Here is a 21,682-nt window from a genome sequence, read left to right on the forward strand (position 1 = left end):
TTTAAATGATAATGATTTTCATTGTCAAATGATTTTATGAAAAAGCTTTGACCAATCATTACTATAACCCAATGAAAAACCCGCTCATTCCAATTGGAAGGCGGGTTTTTCATATCGAAGAGATCATCGGTTCCTCATTCGTTCAATTCATCTATTCGAATAAAATATGGACCATAATCCGTTTCGTGCGTCATCACAAATGTCCATTTTTCATTCCAATCCATCACATACATATCGTTATAATCCATATTATTAGACTCATATGGTAAATCATTGATTAAAAGAGAGCTGGCATTTTCGAAAAGATACGCCTCGTCAACAAATTGATAAAAAACAGTACACTTATCCTTTGATTGGTGAAAAAATGCGTCTATCGCTTCAGCCTTTTCAAGGCATGTAACCATTCCAAAACTGCATAAATGCCATAAAAAATCATCTATTGATATCTCGTTTTGTTCTTTAATTGAAAGATGACTAGCAAAACGTTCACGCCACCTCACGCGCAAATGATCTCCCCATTCAGGTTTGTTCATTTTGATTAATTGATTGTTTTTCATAAGATCGAAGTCTCCTCTATAATTCGCTCCATCTATCTATTGGATATGCGTGCAATAAGTAAATTTAATCAAACTGATTATTTACCTAAAAAAGCACCTTCCTCTTCCAAGAAGGTACTTACACCGCATCACTTTCAAGCATTTCTTTGACCACACCGACAAATGCTTGCACCTGTTTTAATTGAAAAGAAGCTTCATAGCCTAGCAGCCATGTGTCACGTCCGATTTGCTCTCCATTCACGTCAACAAGCGGTGTTTTATGAACACTTTTTTCGTGGTCATATAAGGTGACTGAAGGCAAAATGGCGTAGCCGATGCCGTGGTAGGCCATTTGTTTACATGTCTCAATCTGGTCCACTAGAATCGTCTGCTTTGGAGACACTTTAAATTTTTGGTGCCACCAGTGCTGGATTTCCTGATAATACGTGCTGTCGCTTTTAAATTGAATAAACGGGCGTTCTGTCTCGATTAACTCGTCCACGTCTTTGATGACAGAATCGACTAAATATAAATGATCTGTCATCAAATATTCCTTTGTTCCCTTCCAATCAGGGTTTCCGCGAATAATTCCAATGTGCACGTGGTCCTCGTATAAGCTTTTGAGCATTTCACTACTCCAGCCGGTCACAAGTGATACCTTCGCATTTGGGTATTTTTCGACATACCGCTTTAACACTTTCGGCAGCCAGTGCTGTCCAATAATGGATGCAACCGCAAGCTTTAGTGTACCGTGAATTTCCCCTTCAAGTTCATCGATTCGTTCTCTCACTCGATCTTGCTCAACCGTCACCTCTTTTGCAAATTGAATGATCTGTTCACCTGCCGAAGTCACGGTGAGCCCTTTCTGTGAACGAAAAAAGATTTTGGTTCCCCACTCCTTTTCGATCGTCTGCAATCTTTGAGATAAAGCAGGCTGAGAGACAAAGAGCCGCTCCGAAGCCTTTCTCATATTCAATTCTTCACTAAGCACAACAAGCATATGTAACTCCTGAAGCTGCATGGGCGTCCCCTTTCTCTCTATAAGATTTTCTTATTTCATATGGTCATTATATAAATTATAGCTTATGAAGGCAAAAAAAATAAGCTGGGCTTCAGCTCATTTTTTCGCGGCATGAATCACTTCATTTAAGCGCTTTAATACAACACGTCGTGTAAATATTCCTTCAAAGACTTGCTCCTCATTTTCTACACAAACAAATCCATTATTCGTCACAGCGTGAACGCCTTTTAGCACAGGGTCCGTTGTTTTAAGTCTTGGAATATCAGTCAGCATGACCTCTTCTACCTTCAGTTGGTCCAGTTTTTCGAATTCAATTCGTTCTAAACCAAAGATCTTATCCATGATCATATTCGTTCCAATTAACCCATGCAGATGATATGAAGGATCTAAAACCGGGATGGCTGTATATCCTGTTTTTGTTAGGACCAATAAGGCATGCTCAAGGTTATTTCCAATTTGAACATGTGCCACTTTATCTGCATCAATCATATGCTCGGCTATTGTTGACTCAAGCAATTGAGTTGGTTCTATCTCTATCATGTTTCTTCGACCCCTTTTCTCTCGATCATCAATCATACATTCCCCTTTATCATTAAGCATAAACTAAAACGAAATTTGTCGAAAGATTTTTTCTGCATAAAAAAGATACTCAGCTCCCGAGTATCTAATAGAATGTTAAATCAATATTAATTCTCAAACCTTACTCTGTCATACAATGTGATCAATTGCTTATACGTATTGTCATCGACATTTTTTGTTCCACATTCTATATCATTGATCTCACTGCTTAGTAATTCGACAGCATATTCCTGATTCAGCAATACGTTTAATAATAGCTTTTTCTCTTCTTCATTAAAACGATTTTCGATGACGCTCATCCAACATCAGGCCCCCTGTTTCATATATGCTTTTATATTGATTAGCAGGCTTTTGAATGTCTGCTTCCTCTCTATACAGCTAGAATAAGGAACTAGAATCGAATCGTCAACCGCACGTTTCGACAAGGTTTGGAGAAAAATGACGGAATTTATTTTGTGTATCGATTGGCATAGCAAAATGCTGCGTATGAGTCGGGTTTTATTTTAGCTTCAATTCCCATAGCTGTGATCATTCCGGTCATTTCCTGGATCAGCTCTTTCGTACTTCCTTTTTTGCCAATATCTAGATGGGCTTCAAAACGGAGGTCTGCCCCTTCCTCAGCAAACGGAAGAAGCAAATCCATCAGTTCTGTTAAAGGTCCCTCAAGGATGTCTGCACATACCTTTTGGCTAAACGCTGTCTCTAATGAAATTTTTTCTCTAAGACTTTGCACAGGCCTGCTGATCACTTGTTGTGTGAGGCAGCCCCAAGCCCCTTTGCCAATCCGGTGGAGATGAATTGCAGTCATAAATCTTGTGACATTTTGATTGACCTGAGAGTCCGTACCAATTGATAACACATAGGCGGATCTAGGGTCTTTTCGAATAAAGTCTTTCATTCTCATGACGACATCAGAAAACGCTAAATAATCTTCAGAAAGATTGTAGTAAAAAGAATCACTCACAGAAAGGAACTCCTTTTTAATGGTCTCTTATCCGAAATATGCGCTGATTGATCATCTTCCATTTGTACACCGCCAATAATGACACATGTATATTGCCGCAAATAAACGAAGGAATCCTTAGAAAAAACATTTCATACGATTCAGCTTAGGATTGTAGAAGCTCAAAAATCTCAATCGAAATCATATCAATGTTGTCAAATGGGAAAGTATTTGGCTTATCCCCTTGTTGAAAAACAGTCAATTCAAACGTTTGATTCTTTTCGAAATACTTAACACTACAGATTTTCTCACCGTTCACTTCGAAATAACGCTGTGCCGGTTCGTTTGCAGCTTCTGCTGTCTCTTGAAGACTTTGCAGCCTTGTAATGATACCCATTAATTGTGACATTCTAAAAAAAGACTCCTTTCAAAAAAACAACTCAAGATGAACCCGTATTGATTATACACAAGTCCTACAAAGCATCATACCATAAAGTGTTCTCAGATGATATTTTTCCTCTTGAATTCAAAAAAAGAAAAAGAATCTGTTTTTTTAGTTTGAGTCTTTTTTCTGATCTCATGCACCATGTTTTTTATAAACCCGCAGATCTCATCAGCCGTTTGGCAATTTCGTCAAAATCCTCTTTGGAAATGCCTGGGGCAAACTCTTCCGGTAATTCTCTATAATCTGGCACAGGTGCTCCTTGAGGCGTACCCTCAATCACTGTGAGCGGCTTTCCATCAATCGGATGGCTGCCTTTCCAAATCTTATTAATGTCCTTGTAATCCGTATCACTAAATGTGTACAGTTTTGTATGAACATTTTGGTCTTCAAATTTCCTCGCTGAATCAAAGTATTTGTTGTCGAGGTTTGGGATCGGCAGCATCTTTCCTACATCTACTCCTGTGGCTACCTCAAGCGCCTTTGCATATGCCACAACATGCACACCGCCTCGCACAAGTAAATAACCGATCATCTCTCTTGCTGTAGGATGATCTGTCATTTCATATACGCGCATTTTGTGCGTACGAGCTCCGCATTCAAGGAAGAAGTTATGAAGGAGGTCAAGAATCAGGTTGCCGCTTGAGAACACATTCTCTCCGGTCCAAGGTTTTGCCATGGAATCAAACGGATAGCCTGTTTGAGCCGTTTGAATAAAATGCTGTGTATTTCGTTTATCGACAGCCGCTTTCATCGGTGTCGTATCTGGATCTCCGCCATGAGTGGTCCCTGTAATCATAAGATTCACAGCTGTGGTCACAAGTTCTACATGACCGAATTCTTCAGCCGTAATACTGGATACGAGGTCATAAAACGGTTTGAGCTTTCGTTTTCCTCTAAAGTTAAAGGATTGAAACATGTAATTATTTAATGTGGACATTTCACCGAATTTTCCGCCGAGTAATTCTTGCACAGCAGCAGCACCATTTGCATCTGGGTGATCTGGTCTTGGCAAATCAATCAGCAGCCGCTTGTCGCGTTTGATCATGACGTTCCCTCCTACCGTCTAACTATCATCACTTAAGATGTATGGAGGGATTGGGATGTCCTATGCATGAGGGGAAGATGAAAAGCACAAAAAAACTTGGCGGGGGTAGCGCCAAGTTTTTTGGATCTTGATCTGATAGAGGGGTTGGGGAACAGAGAGTAGCTTCTCTCTATAACTAAATGATAATGATTATCAGTTTCATTGTCAACCATTTTTTATTTCTTTTTTCTATTAAAAAAAACAGCCTAAACGGCTGCTTTTAAATTAATCCATCTTGCTCATATAAATAGGCATACGGAAGGTCTATAAACAAATACATGTCTCCCTCTAACGGATAAGAAAACGTACGTATCCTCTCACCGGTTTCTAAATCGCTGTAAATATCACTGAAAAATCCTTTCCCGCTCATTCTCATTTGGAGAATATTCGCTAGGAAATAAGGGCGCCAGCTCCAGTTTTTCTCGATATATTCAGGCTGAAACAGCCATTCTTTTTCTTTTTTAAACACATTTCCAGTGATTTGAAAGCCTTCTTCATTACACATATAAATCCGAAAGCTGCAATCCGTTAATTCTAATGCCAGCTTTTGTATAAGTTCATCATTTGTGCTGCATGATTTTTTTAAGGTCGTGACCGCTTGATGAATTCGCTTATAAAATGTTTCAGAATGTTCGTAGACAGTTTGAAGTTTCTTTTTCTCATGGGCAATAAATTGCTGGAATTCTTCTCTAAGCTGATCTTTTCGTTTATTGCGGTCGATTAATTCCGCCGCAGGCTCGTGAAGATAGAACCCTTGAAAATATCTGCCGCCATTTCTCCAAGCATACTGCAGCTGGAAATTTGCTTCAATGTCTTCATAAATTAAAGCCGCCCCTATTTTTCTCGCAAGCAATGAAATACTGTACAAGACATATTCATAGGAAGGAGAAGGAGCCGATGCCCTTAATGCGTGTAAATCTATTTTTAATAGATCGGGTGAGAGCAAGGCAATCCGGTCAAGATTGCTGCTTTCTTTTCCGATATTCGATATGGCGATTTTAATACCATATGTACGAAAATACGTTAACGTATGGTAAAGCTGTTCAATATCGCCGCTAAACGTATGCTCTGTAAATTCGATAACAAACCGATTAAGCTGAATGCCCCTTGCTTCATATTCCTTCAAAAGTTCTAAAAAGCTTTCACCATGATCAAGCATCAGGATATTGGCATCATGATTAATAAAAATGAGCAAATCATCATCTGCTGTTGTGAAAAGATCGAGTGCTTGCGTCAGTACTTTATGATCTACTTCCACTTTATATTCGTCAGGAATAGATGAATCCGTAAAGAAGGAGCCTAGGCTAACTGTTTCAGACTCAAGCTTCATTCTTCCTAAAATTTCATAGCCTATCACTTTTTGCTCTTCCGCACTGAATATGGCTTGATAGTGCGGGAAAACATCTTCAATATTCGTTAAAATATCCAATGGATCGACCATTTTCATCACCTGCTTCTCTCTTTGTGTGATTATAACACATCAAAAGCAGGTCTTACATCGTCATTCAAAATGGGGATTGGTTAAGCCATTGACCCCCATCCATTGTGATACAATCTCCATTTATATATGAAGCTTGCTCAGATAATAAAAAGCTCGCAAGCTCTGCAATTTCCTCTGGTGTACCCAGTCTGCCAAGAGGAACACTATCTAATGTTCTTTGCGCTGCCTCTTCCGATTCCCACAGTTTATCCGCACCGCCTGTTCTCTCGATTGGTCCTGGTGCGATGGCATTGACGCGAATTCGATATTGCTTTCCCCACTCCACTGCAAGCGTTCGAGTCAGAGATAAAACACCTGCCTTTGCTGCCGCTGAATGCGCCACACCTACACCAGCACCCCATGCATAGGTAGCCACCATATTGATCATACTTCCCCTTTTCTTTTGACGAATCCAGTAATTGCCCACTGCATGACTGCAAAAAAATGTTCCATTTAATACAATATCAATGACAGCCTTCCAGCCGTTAGGAGACAGTTTTTCTGCTGGAACCAAAAAGTTTCCTGCAGCATTGTTAATCAGAGCGTCCACATCACCAAATGTATCTACCGCAAACTTGACCATTTGATCTGCATCCTCTGGGTTTCGCACATCCATTTGGAAGTAAGCGATCGAGCCGCCATTCTGCTTTATTTCATTTGCCGCCTTTTCTAACGTTTCTTCCGTTCTTCCAGTAATCACGACATTCCAGCCTCCGTGTGCCAAATGGGCAGCCATCGCCTTCCCCATTCCGCTTGATCCCCCTGTGACAATCACTGTTTGTTTCGTCATTTGTTCTCCCCCTCTGTGGTTTTGAATGACTATTCATTCATTATTTTCTATCATATCATGATTGACCCTAGATGCACCATATGGGAGATTCATCAAATATGATGCTATACTTAATTTTATTTATAAAGGAGTCTTATATGAAGCAACTTTCTCGGAGACAGTTTTTAAAAGGAGCAGCTGGCGCGAGCATTCTCGGTTTTTTAGCTACAACATGTGGATACGGATATGCCAGATACATCGAACCACGCATGATCGATACCGTGTCACTGACCATTCAGGATGCTCAGCTTCCAGCTTCATTTGACCAGTTTAAAATCGCTCAATTTAGTGATGTTCATTTAAGTGATACATTTCCTGCGAAAGAATTAGAATCCGTCGTCCAGCAAATCAACGCTGAGTCTCCAGACCTCATTGTGTTCACAGGTGACCTCGTTGATTTTCAAGCATCGATTGAAGAGCATGAAAAAGCGAAAGCATATTTGACCAAGCTCCATGCCCCGTTTGGTAAGCTCGCGATATGCGGAAATCATGACTACGGACCATTTGGCATTGATCTTTATGAGCAAACGATGAAAGCTTGCGGTTTTACAATATGTAAAAATGATGTGTTTCAATTAGAAAAAGAAGGGGCGCATATTCAGATTGCTACATTGGATGACCTGATGATGAGTGTGCCCGATTATGACCTGATTAAGCGGGAAGTATCCTCTGATTTATTTACGTTACTGCTCGTACATGAGCCTGATGCAGCATTGGAGTTAAATACAACTCCCATTAACTTGCAGCTTTCTGGACATACCCATGGCGGACAGGTGCAGCTTCCTTTCTATGGCCCCATTCTCTCAGCACCTTACGGCCATACATATGTGGAAGGTTTATACGGAAGTTATCAGCACCGAATCTATGTCAACCGCGGACTTGGGACAACAAGACTGCCGCTTCGATTTTTAGCCAAACCTGAATTAACCTTTTTCACCCTCTCCTCTCGCATTTAGACAGAAGCCAAACCGCTCCTATTTGCATATGTATAATCAAAGATCTTTCTCATGACAAATGTTAGGAGAAACCTTCCTTAGCCTGATTCCGTCAATATATAGATCAAGTGATGGGCATCATGGCTTCTTTTATTTGAGCAAAAGGAGTGTACTTTGGTGCTGCGATATACGGTGAAAAATGGAGAAACCCTTGCTTCTATAGCGCTTGATTTCCGAACAACAACAGATGCCTTAAAGGCTGCAAATCCGTCACTTCAAGGTCAAGAGCCGGTACAAAATGAGGTCATCATCATTCCTGGTCTGCCCGATCCTAGTTCGATCCCTTACCGCATCTCTGTTTCGATTTCAAGCAAACGTCTCGTATTGTTTTCTGGATCACAGCTTATTCGGTCGTATCCGATTGCAACAGGAAGAATTTTAAATATGACACCGACAGGTTCTTATTATATTGTCAACAGACAGCCAAACCCAGGAGGTCCCTTTGGCGCCTATTGGCTGAGCCTCTCGAAAGTTCATTACGGCATCCACGGTACGAATAACCCGTCTTCAATTGGTAAAGCTGTGTCTAGGGGATGCATTCGTATGTATAATCAGAATGTCATCGAACTTGCTTCAATCGTTCCAAATGGAACACCTGTGACCATTAGCCAGTAGGAGAAATTAATTGTATGAATGCTTAAAATTTTATATGATATAAAGTGGGATCTTCAGGTTAAGGAGCGTATTTATGGATATTTTTAAAAACAGAAATTTTGTTCGTCTCTTTTTTGCAGCACTTGCTTCGCAAATGGGGACAACAGTAGGCAATATGGCGTTTGCCTTTTATTTGCTCGATCATTTTAGTCATCAGCCCGCCTATGCCACATTAGCAGAGCTCATGTATTCACTTCCAACGATCTTTGTCTTTTTTATGGTTGGTGTAGTAGCAGATCGTTTTGATCGTAAAAAAGTCGCAGAGAATTGCGATTGGATACGAGCTGGGCTGACGATTGTTTTATTCATTGTGATTTATTTCAATTCACTTCCACTTATTTTCTTGATCTTGTTTATACGAAGTGCCATTACGAAGTTCTTCTATCCTGCTGAAGCCTCTCTCGTTCAGGCGATTTTAAATAAAGATCAATATGCCAAAGCCGCTGGCTTAAATCAAATGCTGTTTAGTTTATTCATGGTATTTGGTGTTGGAATCGGTGCTATTATGTATAAGACAATTGGACTTCACGGTGCCATTACCATTGATTTGATCAGTTTTATTGTTTCAGGCATCCTGATTCGTTCATGTAACATTCCAATTGAAGCACGTCAGCCAAATGGACAAGCAGGCTGGAGAGGCATGACCATTAAAACGTCTCTAAAAGATTTTAAAGAAGGCATTCTTTACATTATAAAAAATAAATTATTGGCTTCTTTAATTTTTGGCTTTTTTGTTTTTGGTCTAGTCAATGGCGCATTTGCTGTACTTCCGATGTTTACAATGAAATATGGCCTTTCACCGGACCATTTTGAACTGCATACATCCTTCTTTACAATCGCGATCGGTGCAGGCCTGCTTGTTGGCAGCTTAATGGGCTCTGTTCTCGCTAAAAAAGTAAAGATGCAATATCTCATGTCGCTTCCAATTCTGGTTGCAGGCATTCTGATTTTTGTACTTGGTTCCACCCATACACTATGGTTGTTTTATGTCACATCATTTGTCATTGGTACATGTATTGGACCGGTCAACATTGTCATTGGCGGCTGGCTGCCGAGAATCGTCCATCCTCGCCTGATGGGACGTGTGTCAGGATGGGTTGATCCGCTTACCATGTTTGCTCAATCCATGACATTAGGTCTGATTGCGGTACTATTTCCAAAACTCATTACAAACGTTTCTTATATTTATTACGGAATGGGCGTTATTATTTTACTCGTTTTCCTTTTTTACTTCATTACACTGCCGAAGTTCAGCAGAGAAGCTGCCGACTTAGACGTGCAGCGAGAACTAAAAGGCCAGGGAGCGCAATAATTGAACAGGAAAAAGGGCTTTCTTTAAAAGGAAGTCCTTTTTTTCATAGCTGAAACGCCCTACGACGTTATTTACTCTGTTGATTGAAGCTATTTGAAGCAACATCAACCAATAGAGGAGTCAACATGCCCTTCAATCGATCCATTCTTCTTTTTTAACTTTTACCTCTTACATCCATTCTATCAATCCCTTGCATTATTTAGCCTTTATTTCTTTTTTTCAAAAAACAGGAACGTGTATAAAATTGCAAAAATTTTTATAAAATTTCTTTACATCTTTGGAAGTTTTATAGTAGGATAGTCAGGTTGGAGGTGAGGGGTATGCTAAAAAGTTATTATTTTATTCATACAAAAGATGATCAAGGACAGTATGTTGTACATACAGAAGATTGTGCATTTTTAGGTGATGCTGCAAGCCGTAAATTGATTGGTCTGCACATGAGTGGCGAGAGCGCCATTGATGAAGCTAAACAAATGACGAATGAAACTGATTTTAATGGTTGCTTCTATTGCGCTTATTCAAGTCATAAGAAATAGACCATGTTGTTAAACCATATGTTCGACATGTTGTCAGGCATATGGTAAAGTTTCAGACGCAATATGTAAAAATGAATCCAAATTGAGAAACTACCCATTTATTTAAAATAGGTAGTTATCATGAACTAATAGTTCACTTCATATATATTTCATTCAGTCAATTCTTCTGCCCTTCTTGCAATGAACGTCTCTTCTCCTTTGCCCACCAATGACACCGTCAGCAATGGATTTGCCAACATTATCGAAAAAGTGCTTCTTCAAGATATCGCTCGTGCAAGTCAGCTACCGCTCTGTATGCTGCAGATCCTTCAATTAAAGAAGTTTATAGAAGTTACCTCCTCATTATGTGAAAGTTCAACAAAGCCTCATCCTGCTTCAAAAAACGGACTTCAATACAGAAATTGCTTACCAATGCAGCTTCAACTATGCTTAAAAGAATGAATATACAACACCTTTAGCATATAGAAAATGAAATGCGCCGCATTCTTTCCACCTGAAACAGATAGAAGAAAAATCATAGTGAATAGATGCTGTGTCTTTGCTGATCATTCTGCCATTTTTATATTCAACCACGTTTTAGAACCCTCCTGAATGGCTATTGTAGATAAGAGAGCTAGGAATCCTATCGCTTTTACAATAACTCTATTTGCAATTTACTAATAAAAACGTATAATTTATACTAAGCACAGGAAGACGAAAGACAAAGGAGAGAAAAAATGGACGATTATGCTCATACTAAAGACATAGAACCTACAGCAGAAAACATCGCAAAAGCCATTTATACCGTTAACCGCCATGCTAAAACCGCACCAAATCCCAAGTTTCTTTATCTTTTGAAAAAACGTGCGCTGCAAAAACTATTGCAAGAAGGTAAAGGAAGAAAAGTGGGCCTACATTTCTCTAACAATCCCAAATATAGTCAACAACAGTCCGACGTGCTGATTGAAATTGGAGATTATTATTTTCACCTGCCACCAACCAAAGAAGACTTCGAATTTTTGCCACACTTAGGAAATTTAAATCAATCATATCGCAATCCGAAAGCGAATATGTCATTAAACCGAGCAAAGCAACTACTTCAAACGTATGTCGGTTTAAAAGAAAAACCTACCGCCACAAAACAAAAATCACATTACACAAAGCCCGTCTTCAAACGACTCGGGGAAAGTTATTTTTAAACAAAAAACCACTCATGCCGAGTGGTTTTTTGTTTAGATAATAAAGTGATCGACTTTTTCAATCAGCTGATGAATTTCTGGTTTACTAATTTGATCATCTGCACCGATTGTTTCCCCTTTATGCCGCAAATCTTCAGTGATTAACGAAGAGAAGATGAGAATCGGAATGGAACTCGTTAAAGGATTTTCCTTCAACAGTTTCGTTAATCGGTGACCATCCATTTTTGGCATTTCAATATCCGTAATAATCATATCAATTTCTTCTGTCACACTGATTCCTTTGCTGACAAGGTCCATGACGTGGTCATATGCCTGTTTGCCATCTTCAAAGGTCACAATGTTTTTATAGCCTGCTTCGGTTAATTCATTTGTTAATAAACGCATGAGAAGCGGAGAGTCTTCAACGACATAAAGCTTCTTCCCTGTTCTTCTCTCGTCTTTCTCACCGTCAAACATATGATACGTTTCTACTCCAGAAGCGGATTCAATATCATAAATGATTTTCTCATAATCTGGAAGGAAAATCATTTTTTCATCAAGCTTAATGATGCCCGTTAAATGACGGTCCATCCCTTGATTGAGTGCAGTTGGCTTTTCAATTTCTTCCCAGCTGACGCGGTGAATTTGTGATACCGTTCCTGTATGGAACACAAATTTCCGTTGGTTGAATTCAGTCACAATATATTTCTCTTGTTCTGACTGATCTGACTCGACATTAAAAAAGGAAAATAGATTGATGACTGGTAAAATCTCGCCTCGTAAACTAATCATCCCTTCTACATCTTGATGAGAGTGCGGTACAACCGTCACCTCAACCGGCTGAATGATTTCTCTTACTTTCATGACGTTAATGCCGAATTGATTTGAACCAATTTCAAACTTCACAATTTCCAATTCATTGGTACCAGAGTCAAGTAAAATTTCTTGTTTGTTTAAAGCCACGGAAATCCCTCTATTCTTCAATATAAGATTGTACTTTTTATATCGGCAGCATAGGTAAAAAGTTGACGTTTCTTTACGCTTTCTCTCGTACGAATTGATGAATCACAAGTCCTATCGCTGCAAGAATGAGTAAAGACCCAAGTGCAAGACGGCTTGCGAGATTTCCGTGCTCTGCAAACAGCAGAGTGACTGAGCCATAAATGATGGGTCCAATAATGGAAGACACCTTCCCTGAGAATGCAAAGAGACCAAAGAACTGTCCTCTCTTTTCCTTAGGTGTCAGCTCAATTATCAATATTCGTGATGCCCCCCAGCTTGCGCCGAGTGAAATTCCGAATAAACTGCCGGCCACCCAGAAAACCCATTCCGTTGTGGCTGTCACAGCCAAAATCAGGGCCACGATCAAAATCACATACACGACTGTAATCGAGCGCTTTGCCCCAATCGCCTTTGTGATATATCCAAATAGAAAGGAGCCAATGATACTTGAAATGGTCGACACCAGATAAAGCAGAATAAATTGCCCAGCGGTAAAGCCAATGATGATTTTGGCATAAACAGCCATCATCGCAATCGCTGTCTGTAAGGCATCATTCATAAAAAAGAAAGCAATCATAAAGATAAAAGCCGGCTTGTATTGCTTCATCTCTTTAAACGTGCGAATAATTTCTTTATACCCGCTCAAAAATGACGCCTTTTTCTCTTGCTGCGGCAGCGGATGAGGGTCTTTTACAAAAAAGAGAAAGGGCAGGAAAAAGAGAAAGAATAAAAGCGCTGTCGGAATAAATGCTTCATGAAATTGGTCATTGCCAACAAGTAAATAAACTGAGAGACCGACAAGTGTCCCTAAATAACCAACGGCAATGCCAAACCCAGAAATAAGCGGTATTTCATCCTTTGTCCCAAGATCGGGCAGAATGGTGTCATAAAACACTAGGCTCGAGTGATAGAAAAATTTTGCGATCACAAACAAGGTGACCACTACTAATAAGGAGACAGGCAGCCCAAACCATTCGCTTGAGAAATCAATTCCAGCAAAGATCCCCATCAAAAACGTACAAGATATACATATTAAAGTAAACACTGTGATGTAGCGCTTCTTTTTTCCTGTACGATCGATCAGAACCCCGTATAATGGTGTAAAAATGACGAGAAAAATGCTGGCTAGTGCGTTTGCATAAGAAATAAACGTACTGGCGATCTGATCCATTCTCGCACTGTCTCCAATCGTTTCCTGCAAGTAGAACGGGAAGAAAATGGTGATCATATTGGATGAAAATATCGTATTTGCAAAGTCATACAATGCCCAGGCCAAAACGGGTGCTGTCAAAAACAACCCGAAGCCTGCCCCTTTTTTCTGCATGGTCTTTTTTCCTGTTCTCAATCGTTTGTCTCCCTTCCCTGCCTGATTTTTCACTAGCATTCTATTTTATGTCATGCTTCCCTCTTCCATACAAGCAATCTATACAAAAAGCACCCCTTACTATTGAGCAGAGGTGCTTTTTTTCTTTATTTCTTCACAACAATCGTACTTGCAATTAAATCGTGAAGCGCTTGTTTTTTCTCTGTGAAAAAGGCAATGATGTACCCAATACATAAGATTGGAGACAAAAAGACTTTTGCAAAAAAGCGGCCAGTTGCTCGTCCGAATGTTATTTTTTCGCCCGTTACTTTTGTCACTTTGATCCCAAGAGCCATCTTACCAAGAGTTCCTTGCAGTTTTGATGCTTCCATAATAGCGTAATAAAGCCATGTCAACACGATACCGATTAAGATCGATGCTACGTAGAAAAAGATAAGTCCCATAATGACAGCCCATTCTTCATCCGTCATGACGGTTGTGGAATAGTAATAGCTGTCATCCTCTAGCATAAATGCTGCCTCTGGGCTTGAGACAAAAAAGAGTGTGAACAAAATAAACATGATGAAGGCATAAGGAACACTGATAATGACGCCGTCCAAAAGGTGGGCAAGAAAGCGGTAGCCCACGCCTGCTAGCTCAGGATGCTTCTTTTCTTGAATGTGTGGTTCTGTTATGTTTGTTTCCATCCTATTTCTCCTTTATTATGTATGTTTTCTATAAATTTCTTATAATCATTCGTTATTATATCTTATGAATATAGTAAGATCAATGGAGCTGTACACTTTTACATATATTTTAGATCAGTTTGTTCTTAATGTTTTATGTGAATAAATACTGAAAATTTGTGAAAATCATGGCACTTCTAGTTCTTTTACCTCCTGATTTTTTAACATTTTGTGATATTTTCGTCTTGTTTCCATTCTGCTGTTGACAACCGCTCTTCACATGGTACAATAGTCAAGGATTTTTTAAAGAAAGGTGTTCATGATGGGAACTGTCGTACTATTAAAGAACAACGAAATGACTGTAATTGAAGATATTTGCGAAGCTGATTTTTTGGACATGAAGCATGATTTGTCAAATGATGACGCAGCTTATATCTCTTGGTATGAAGATTACGATACTGCTTATGGATATTGATTTCATTTCATAGATGAAGCGTAAAAAAGGCGATACAACCTAAGTTGGTTGATCGCCTTTTTTACGTTTGTGATGTTCTTTCACTTTCAGGCTCTACATGAATAAAGATTTGTGCATGCGGAAATTCTTGCTGAATCTTCTCTTCAATTCGATCACATAATTGATGAACATCTTCAATGGTTGTCTTGCCATCTACAATTAAATGGAAATCAATATATTCCTCTGCTCCGGATCGTCTTGTTCGAAAGTCATGATATTCGATGAACTCTTGACTGAATCCTTGAATGATTGCTTCTATCGATTGTTCTTCCTCGGGTGTTAGCCGGGCGTCTACAAGCGGCGGGAAGGCTTCTTTCATGAGTTTAAATGCTTCACGCATAATAAAGAGAGCGAGTATCATTCCAATGATCGGATCTAAGAAATACCAATCGGTTAATGCTACAAGCAATAAACTGAATGCGACCCCTAGTGACGTATACACATCTGTTAACAGGTGCAATGCATTCGATTTCATGGCAACAGAATGCACTCGCTCCGCCTCTTTGTTCACAACCTTCGATACGATAAAATTGATGAGCGCGCCTATCAGCATCACCACAATGCCAAGCACAGGCAGCTTGACTGGCTCTGGGTGCATTAATTTGTGAACACATTCGTATATGATCCAAATGCCAGCAACGAAAATCAGCAAGGTCTCAATCGTTCCTGAAATATTTTCGACTTTTCCATGTCCATAAGGATGTTTAGAATCTGCTGGCTTTCTTGAAATACGAACAGAAATAAATGCAATAAAAGATGCCATTAAATCGAGAAAAGAATGAATGGCTTCTGATAAAACCGCAACAGATCCAGTCAACAGCCCCACAATGATTTTTAAGATGACAACAAATGTGTTACTCATCACGGATAGAAACGCGATTTTCGATGTCTTCGCTGATTGTTCCATCTATCGTCCTCCTTTAGGAGATCGTATGTCTATGAAAGCAATTCCCATGACCTGATTCTCACGTTCTTTCAGTTTACACAGTTGTGACGTTTTCTAATCCTGTTCACCGCAGCCTGTATTTTCTAGTGAGGTTACGCTATAATAAATGTTGCTCTTTCTTCAATATATCACTCATGCTGTGATGAATAGGAGAATAGACTACAGATAATGATATCCAGTGCCTTTCGCGGGTGACATTTATGCAGTGAATGGTAAAATAGGATAAAAACATAAATTTTTAAGGTGATGAGAAATGGAGCATTTGCTGAATCCAAGAGTAAAGGATATTGAAATTTCAGGCATTCGAACATTTTCAAATCTCGTATCGTCATATGAGGATGTCGTTTCTTTGACGATAGGCCAGCCCGATTTTTATACGCCGCATCATGTCAAAACAGCTGCCAAAGCAGCCATTGACGAGAATTTCACCTCGTACACTCATAATGCTGGTTTCCTAGAGCTAAGACAAGCGATCCAGCACTACATCAAGAAGAAAGTCAATCTTGATTATGATGCAGAGTCAGAAATCATTGTGACGACAGGTGCAAGTCAAGCGATTGATGCTGCGTTTCGAACCATTTTGTCAGAGGGTGACGAGGTCATTTTACCTGGACCTGTCTACCCTGGCTATGAACCGATCATTCGAATGTGCGGCGGGAAGCCCGTACATATCGACACAACGAATGCTGGCTTTAAATTAAATGCCAAACTGATTGAGGATGCATTAACGGAAAAGACAAAGTGTGTTGTACTTCCTTATCCTTCGAATCCAACTGGTGTCACGCTTTCGGAAGAAGAATTGAAAGAGATTGCCCAGCTCCTTGAAGGAAAAGACATCTTTATTTTATCAGACGAAATCTATAGCGAGCTGACATTTGACCGGCCGCATCATTCAATTGCCTCTTTCTTAAAGGAACAGACCATTGTGATTAACGGACTGTCTAAATCTCATAGCATGACCGGTTGGAGAATTGGCTTTTTATTTGCTTCAGCTCCAATTGCTAAACATGTATTAAAAGTACATCAATATAACGTGTCTTGTGCCTCGGCTGTCTCACAAAAGGCGGCACTTGAAGCTGTGACAAATGGTGTGGATGATGCACTCATCATGAGAGAGCAATATAAGAAAAGACTCGATTATGTATATGATCGGCTCATTTCTATGGGGCTTCCGGTCATTAAGCCTTCTGGCGCTTTTTATATTTTTCCATCCATTGAATCGTTTGGGATGAGTTCCTTTGATTTTTGTATGGAGCTGTTAGAAAGTACAAGACTTGCGGTTGTACCAGGGTCTGCTTTCTCTCCACTCGGCGAAGGGTATGTGCGTCTGTCCTATGCTTATTCACTTGAAACACTGAAAGAAGGACTTGACCGCCTAGAACAATTCGTCCTTGAAAAACGTTCCATTCATTTCACAGACTGAAACAACGGCTCTCTTGCCGTTGTTTTTATTTTGCAGGAAACATGATGTGAAATACGGTGCCCTTTTCGGGATGACTATCCACACGGATCGTCCCGTTGTGATTTTCTAAAATATTAAATGTCACCATGAGGCCAAGTCCAGTGCCTTTTTCCTTTGTCGTTAAAAAGGGCTCTCCTATTCGCTTCATGACCGATTCAGGAATGCCGACCCCTTCATCACGAATGGTAACGAGAATCCCATCTCTTTCTGCTTTGGCCGTAATGTCAACCTTACCTCCGTCCGGCATGGATTCGACGGCATTTTTGATTAAATTGATAAACACCTGCTTGAGCTGATTTTGATCCCCGTTCATCAGGAGATCCTCTTCTATCTCACTTGTGTTCATTAAAATACCATTTAAGTTCGCTTGTGTTTCTAATAGAGCCGTGACTTCGCTGATGATTTTTTTCAAATCAAGTGTCTGCATCGATGCCGTTTGCTGCGGTTTTGCCAGCATGAGCAACTCGCTTAATATAATCTCTATCCGGCTCAGCTCAGAGAAAACAATCTCGAAATATTGATCGCGATCTTTTGTTTTCGGTTTAATGAGCTGCAAAAAGCCTTTGATAGCGGTCAATGGGTTCCTGATTTCATGTGCAATGCCAGCTGCCAATTGACCTGCGATCGATAATTTTTCAGATCGGAGCATGAGCTCTTCTGTCTGCTTACGTTCCGATATATCTCTTAAAATAATTTGAACGGCTGTTTCCCCAAAGAATGTGGTTGGGATACACACCATTTCAGTATAAATCAGCTTGTGTTTAAATGTATGACAGCTCATCGTGACAATCTCGGAATCTGATGCTCTTTCAATAATACGCGACAAGCTCTTTTTCACTTTTTGCTGGTCACAGGAATGGATCTGGTGGAAAATATCCTTTCCTATTAATTTATCGTAATGCTCGGCTTCAAATAATTTAATGCCTGATTCATTCATAAACACCCATTTATGATCATGAATGACCGCAATCGTATCAATGGAGTTTTGGATGAGCAGCTGATACCGCTCCCGGCTTTTTTGAAGAACGGTTTGGAATTTCTTACGGGATGAGATGTCTACTAACAGCAAAAGCTCTGCCTGCTGATTTTGATAGATCGTAGGTGATGACTTCACTTCGATATGAATGCTGCTTCCATCTTTCCGCTTCCAAATCTGTTCAATCATTCCGACTGGAAGACCTTGCTGCAGCCTCGTAATTCGGCTTCTCACAATGTCATGGTACTCCTCAGCAATAAAGTCAAATGCAGATTTGCCGATCATGTCATCTCTTGTACATACCCCCATTAATTGAAGCATCGCATCATTCGCATAAACAATTTCCCCTAATATCGTAATACACAACGGATTTGGCAGCATGGCAATCAATTGTTCAGCTTCACTGACATGTTGGAAAGCCGGCAGACTGCCTAACGACTGTTCTGACACTTCTGATGTTGTTTGAAATGCTGCTTTTTGCGGTTCAGCGTCCAGCACCCTCATTTTTAGGATCATTTCTCTACTTAATTCGCTGTCTAACTCATCACAAGCAACAAAATCAATACTTGCTTCAATCCATACAGCTGTTAGATCACTTCTAAGCAGCCTAAAGTGGCAAATCTCTAGCATGTGCTGATTGTAGAAATAACTCTCGACGAGAAATTGATCTTCGGTATGAACATAGTCTTTCAAAAAACACCCTAGTAAATCCTTTTGTTCATAGAGCAAAAGCTGCTTACAGTTAGAAGAAATGTAGAGAAAGCGGCCATTAGAAGAAAGAACGGCATGTAAATCGATATTCGAATAAAGCTGATTCGAATCTTTCATTTTTTGTTCCATCGTCGTCCGACCCTCCTTTTCATTTTTTAGGGTTGTCCTTAGATTGATGTATAAAAAAGATTCGCTAGAAAACCCGTATTTTCCTTCCGTCATCGAGGGAAACGTCCATATTTTCAACAAAAAAGAGCACATTCTCTTGCTGTGCTCTCTGCTGTTTACTGCTTTTCATATTTCTTTTGTAATTCAACGTACTTATCAATAATTTTACTTGGGATGGTTTTAATGACGGAATCTTTATCTGAGACATAAGGTGTCACGACACTAAAAGCCACCTTCGGATTGGACGACGGATAATATCCCCCAAAGGTTAAATTGTATGTGGGATTTCCCCACCAGCTGCGGTTGGCACCATAGTAAAAGGTTTGGGCCGTCCCTGTTTTTCCAGCGACATCATGCTGACCAAAGCGGCCAGCGGCAGTACCGCCGGTCGATGTGACCATTTTCAGCCCCATTTTGACGCGGTCAATATCTGCTTTCGAGTTGTTAATCGTGTTCAGCACCTTCGGCTCATATTTTTTCACGACTGGGCCTACTTCATCCTTCTTCGTTGGAAGGTGAACGCTTTTCACCACTCTTGGCTGAACGCGATTTCCTCCATTGGCGATCGTCGACATGTACTGGGCAACTTGAAGCGGTGTATACGTGTCATACTGGCCAATTGCTTCATCGAGCAAAAGTCCGCCGACCGTCTTAGGATGTGTCTGCATCCCGCTTGATTCCTGCGGCAGGTCGATCCCTGTTTTTACGCCAAGACCGAATTGCGCATAATAGTTTCTCATTTTTTGCAGGTGCTCAGGTCTTGCCGGTAACGGACCATCCTTTTGATAGGTGATGCCCGCCATTCTCATCGCTACTTGGAACATGTAGACGTTGGAACTTTTTTGGAGAGCCTGAAGGTCATTGACCCATCCAAGAACTTTGTAAGACTGTTTCGGCTTTCCATTACTTCCTGCAAAATAAAGCGGTGTATCCATATAGGATTGGTTGTGTGACATCCCGTCCTGATAACCGCCAAGTACTGTGGCTCCTTTGACAACAGAGCCCATTTCGTACTGGGTCGTAAATGTTCCGATGGCATAATCTGTGACGTCTCTGCCATCCATTTTCTTGCCAGACATTGCGAGAACATCCCCAGTGTTAGGGTCCATCATCACGACAAATGCGCGGTCCATCATATAGTTTCTCGCACTAGCGGATCTAAGCTCTGATTCGACGATCTTGTCGACTTCCTTTTGCAGCTCCATATCAAATGTCAGTGCAAGATCAAGTCCTCTTCGTCCCTCTGTCCGCTTGATTTCATCGAGCAGCTTCCCGCCAACCTGTGTATATTGAACAGTCGCTTTCTCTGGATTCAGAAAATCTTCGTATTGATACTCTAAATAGCTCTTCCCTACCCGGTCATTTCGCGAGTAGCCTCTTGCCATATAGTAATCTTCACGCTCTTTTATAATGCCTTGCTCTGGTGTGGTCACACCGCCAAGTACATTATAAAGGGTCTTTTCATACGGATATTTTCTTGTCCAATCATTGATGACATTTACACCATGCAGTTCATCCAGATGCTCTGACACAAGTGAAATCTCTTCATATGTCAAACTCACGGATGATGTCTGCTTTGACTCTTTTGTTTCATCGAGTAAAGCAACTTTTTCGTCCCCTTTTTTCTCTTCATTTGGGTCCATTGCTTTCACGATTTGAGGCTCAAAGGCATATCCGCCTGTAAATCTACGATAGATCGCTGCAACTGCTTTTTCCTCTGCATCCTTTTCGATCGCCTTGACTTCTTTCTTAGGCACACGCTCTACTTGAAGCGGATAGACATCCTTTGCTTTAAGATCCTTTTTCTCTGCTTTTGAAATGAGCTTATCCGCTTCTTTCGGATGGCTCGCCAGCCAAAAATCTCGAATGTCACGCTCTCTCAAAAAATCAGTATCCATTTTTATATAAGTCGCAAGTTTTCTTGCTACCTTAATCTTATCCTTCGCTTTCACACCGCTTTCTGATGTATAAACGATGGCAGGTACACTTTCGTTATCAACGACGACTCTTCCTCTCGCGTCATACATTTTTCCTCTTGGGGACGGGTATGATGCTGTTTTGACCTCTGTTCGGTTTGCTTGCTTTTTATAATCCTCACCATTGACGATCTGCAGCACACCAAGCTTGATCACAAGTCCAGCAAATAAACTAAAGACAGCGAAGAAAAAGAGATTAATCCTCCAGGCGTTCCGGCGCTTGATTTTTTTCTGCTCGGCACTACCTTGATGCTGTTTCTCTCCCACTTATGTAGCTCCTCTCATCCTTTCAATCTTTTACAATTACCACTCATTATTGTAACACTTTTGTAATAGTTGTTACAGCGAAACAAGTGAAAAAAAGCTG

General features: G+C 40.4%; 22 protein-coding genes. 7 read left to right on the forward strand and 15 right to left on the reverse strand.

Going from position 1 to position 21,682, the window contains the following annotated elements:
* Positions 1 to 134 precede the first annotated feature (134 nt).
* The 9 genes from C6Y01_RS03045 to fadH all read right to left on the reverse strand — a co-directional run bounded on the left by C6Y01_RS03045 (position 135) and on the right by fadH (position 6,878).
* Positions 135 to 557 carry a DUF4275 family protein gene (locus C6Y01_RS03045; protein WP_106037804.1) on the reverse strand — a complete coding sequence of 141 codons (423 nt, stop codon included), beginning with the start codon at positions 555 to 557 and terminating at the stop codon, positions 135 to 137.
* Positions 558 to 675: 118 nt separating this feature from the next.
* Entirely contained in the window at positions 676 to 1,557 is an 882-nt protein-coding gene (ccpC, locus tag C6Y01_RS03050; protein ID WP_003211236.1) for a transcriptional regulator CcpC, read from the reverse strand.
* Between the two features lie 96 nt (positions 1,558 to 1,653).
* Positions 1,654 to 2,097 (reverse strand): cyclic-di-AMP-binding protein CbpB, encoded by a 444-nt coding sequence (gene cbpB, locus C6Y01_RS03055; protein WP_034663872.1) that lies wholly within the window; start codon positions 2,095 to 2,097, stop codon positions 1,654 to 1,656.
* A gap of 146 nt (positions 2,098 to 2,243) precedes the next feature.
* Positions 2,244 to 2,435, reverse strand: coding sequence for an antirepressor AbbA (gene abbA / locus C6Y01_RS03060; protein WP_003210802.1), 192 nt, complete (start codon positions 2,433 to 2,435; stop codon positions 2,244 to 2,246).
* Positions 2,436 to 2,584: 149 nt separating this feature from the next.
* Positions 2,585 to 3,100: a ribonuclease H-like YkuK family protein gene (locus tag C6Y01_RS03065; protein WP_034662766.1), complete on the reverse strand. Its 516-nt coding sequence runs from the start codon at positions 3,098 to 3,100 to the stop codon at positions 2,585 to 2,587.
* Between the two features lie 145 nt (positions 3,101 to 3,245).
* A complete protein-coding gene (locus tag C6Y01_RS03070) occupies positions 3,246 to 3,488 on the reverse strand; it encodes a YkuJ family protein (protein WP_003212254.1) in 243 nt (80 codons plus the stop codon).
* A gap of 184 nt (positions 3,489 to 3,672) precedes the next feature.
* Positions 3,673 to 4,569 carry a manganese catalase family protein gene (locus C6Y01_RS03075; protein ID WP_003210823.1) on the reverse strand — a complete coding sequence of 299 codons (897 nt, stop codon included), beginning with the start codon at positions 4,567 to 4,569 and terminating at the stop codon, positions 3,673 to 3,675.
* A 259-nt stretch (positions 4,570 to 4,828) separates the two neighbouring features.
* Positions 4,829 to 6,049 (reverse strand): EAL domain-containing protein, encoded by a 1,221-nt coding sequence (locus C6Y01_RS03080; RefSeq protein ID WP_095285090.1) that lies wholly within the window; start codon positions 6,047 to 6,049, stop codon positions 4,829 to 4,831.
* A 64-nt stretch (positions 6,050 to 6,113) separates the two neighbouring features.
* Positions 6,114 to 6,878 carry a 2,4-dienoyl-CoA reductase gene (gene fadH, locus C6Y01_RS03085; RefSeq protein ID WP_034662771.1) on the reverse strand — a complete coding sequence of 255 codons (765 nt, stop codon included), beginning with the start codon at positions 6,876 to 6,878 and terminating at the stop codon, positions 6,114 to 6,116.
* Between the two features lie 137 nt (positions 6,879 to 7,015).
* Between fadH and C6Y01_RS03090 the strand changes: the two genes are divergently transcribed.
* The 5 genes from C6Y01_RS03090 to C6Y01_RS03115 all read left to right on the forward strand — a co-directional run bounded on the left by C6Y01_RS03090 (position 7,016) and on the right by C6Y01_RS03115 (position 11,592).
* Positions 7,016 to 7,873 carry a metallophosphoesterase gene (locus C6Y01_RS03090; protein ID WP_106037805.1) on the forward strand — a complete coding sequence of 286 codons (858 nt, stop codon included), beginning with the start codon at positions 7,016 to 7,018 and terminating at the stop codon, positions 7,871 to 7,873.
* A 156-nt stretch (positions 7,874 to 8,029) separates the two neighbouring features.
* The gene (locus C6Y01_RS03095) at positions 8,030 to 8,527 is read left to right on the forward strand and encodes a L,D-transpeptidase family protein (protein ID WP_034662779.1); all 498 of its coding nucleotides are present in this window, start codon (positions 8,030 to 8,032) and stop codon (positions 8,525 to 8,527) included.
* Between the two features lie 73 nt (positions 8,528 to 8,600).
* On the forward strand, positions 8,601 to 9,878 hold the full coding sequence (locus C6Y01_RS03100; RefSeq protein WP_034662784.1) for an MFS transporter: 1,278 nt from the start codon (positions 8,601 to 8,603) through the stop codon (positions 9,876 to 9,878).
* Between the two features lie 320 nt (positions 9,879 to 10,198).
* Entirely contained in the window at positions 10,199 to 10,414 is a 216-nt protein-coding gene (locus C6Y01_RS03105) for a hypothetical protein (protein ID WP_003211341.1), read from the forward strand.
* Positions 10,415 to 11,130: 716 nt separating this feature from the next.
* Positions 11,131 to 11,592: a YkyB family protein gene (locus tag C6Y01_RS03115; protein WP_012009774.1), complete on the forward strand. Its 462-nt coding sequence runs from the start codon at positions 11,131 to 11,133 to the stop codon at positions 11,590 to 11,592.
* A gap of 33 nt (positions 11,593 to 11,625) precedes the next feature.
* Here C6Y01_RS03115 and C6Y01_RS03120 read toward each other — a convergent pair whose 3' ends face one another.
* The 3 genes from C6Y01_RS03120 to C6Y01_RS03130 all read right to left on the reverse strand — a co-directional run bounded on the left by C6Y01_RS03120 (position 11,626) and on the right by C6Y01_RS03130 (position 14,583).
* Complete coding sequence (locus C6Y01_RS03120) at positions 11,626 to 12,534, reverse strand: chemotaxis protein (protein ID WP_034662787.1); 909 nt, start codon at positions 12,532 to 12,534, stop codon at positions 11,626 to 11,628.
* A gap of 73 nt (positions 12,535 to 12,607) precedes the next feature.
* Positions 12,608 to 13,918 (reverse strand): MFS transporter, encoded by a 1,311-nt coding sequence (locus C6Y01_RS03125; RefSeq protein ID WP_189318682.1) that lies wholly within the window; start codon positions 13,916 to 13,918, stop codon positions 12,608 to 12,610.
* A gap of 125 nt (positions 13,919 to 14,043) precedes the next feature.
* Positions 14,044 to 14,583 (reverse strand): RDD family protein, encoded by a 540-nt coding sequence (locus C6Y01_RS03130; protein WP_034662790.1) that lies wholly within the window; start codon positions 14,581 to 14,583, stop codon positions 14,044 to 14,046.
* A 301-nt stretch (positions 14,584 to 14,884) separates the two neighbouring features.
* Between C6Y01_RS03130 and C6Y01_RS18855 the strand changes: the two genes are divergently transcribed.
* Positions 14,885 to 15,037, forward strand: coding sequence for a hypothetical protein (locus C6Y01_RS18855; RefSeq protein ID WP_162839369.1), 153 nt, complete (start codon positions 14,885 to 14,887; stop codon positions 15,035 to 15,037).
* Between the two features lie 61 nt (positions 15,038 to 15,098).
* Here C6Y01_RS18855 and C6Y01_RS03135 read toward each other — a convergent pair whose 3' ends face one another.
* The gene (locus tag C6Y01_RS03135) at positions 15,099 to 15,983 is read right to left on the reverse strand and encodes a cation diffusion facilitator family transporter (protein WP_034662794.1); all 885 of its coding nucleotides are present in this window, start codon (positions 15,981 to 15,983) and stop codon (positions 15,099 to 15,101) included.
* A gap of 292 nt (positions 15,984 to 16,275) precedes the next feature.
* On the opposite strand from C6Y01_RS03135, the gene C6Y01_RS03140 reads away from it, so the two are divergent.
* Positions 16,276 to 17,445 (forward strand): aminotransferase A, encoded by a 1,170-nt coding sequence (locus C6Y01_RS03140; protein WP_106037807.1) that lies wholly within the window; start codon positions 16,276 to 16,278, stop codon positions 17,443 to 17,445.
* A gap of 25 nt (positions 17,446 to 17,470) precedes the next feature.
* On the opposite strand, the gene C6Y01_RS03145 is transcribed toward C6Y01_RS03140, so the two are convergent.
* Both C6Y01_RS03145 and C6Y01_RS03150 read right to left on the reverse strand, forming a co-directional pair.
* Complete coding sequence (locus tag C6Y01_RS03145) at positions 17,471 to 19,300, reverse strand: PAS domain-containing sensor histidine kinase (RefSeq protein ID WP_034662800.1); 1,830 nt, start codon at positions 19,298 to 19,300, stop codon at positions 17,471 to 17,473.
* Between the two features lie 155 nt (positions 19,301 to 19,455).
* Positions 19,456 to 21,582 carry a peptidoglycan D,D-transpeptidase FtsI family protein gene (locus C6Y01_RS03150; RefSeq protein WP_095285084.1) on the reverse strand — a complete coding sequence of 709 codons (2,127 nt, stop codon included), beginning with the start codon at positions 21,580 to 21,582 and terminating at the stop codon, positions 19,456 to 19,458.
* Positions 21,583 to 21,682 lie beyond the last annotated feature (100 nt).

This window comes from Bacillus sp. NMCC46 (assembly GCF_002998465.1).
Classification (GTDB): domain Bacteria; phylum Bacillota; class Bacilli; order Bacillales; family Bacillaceae; genus Bacillus.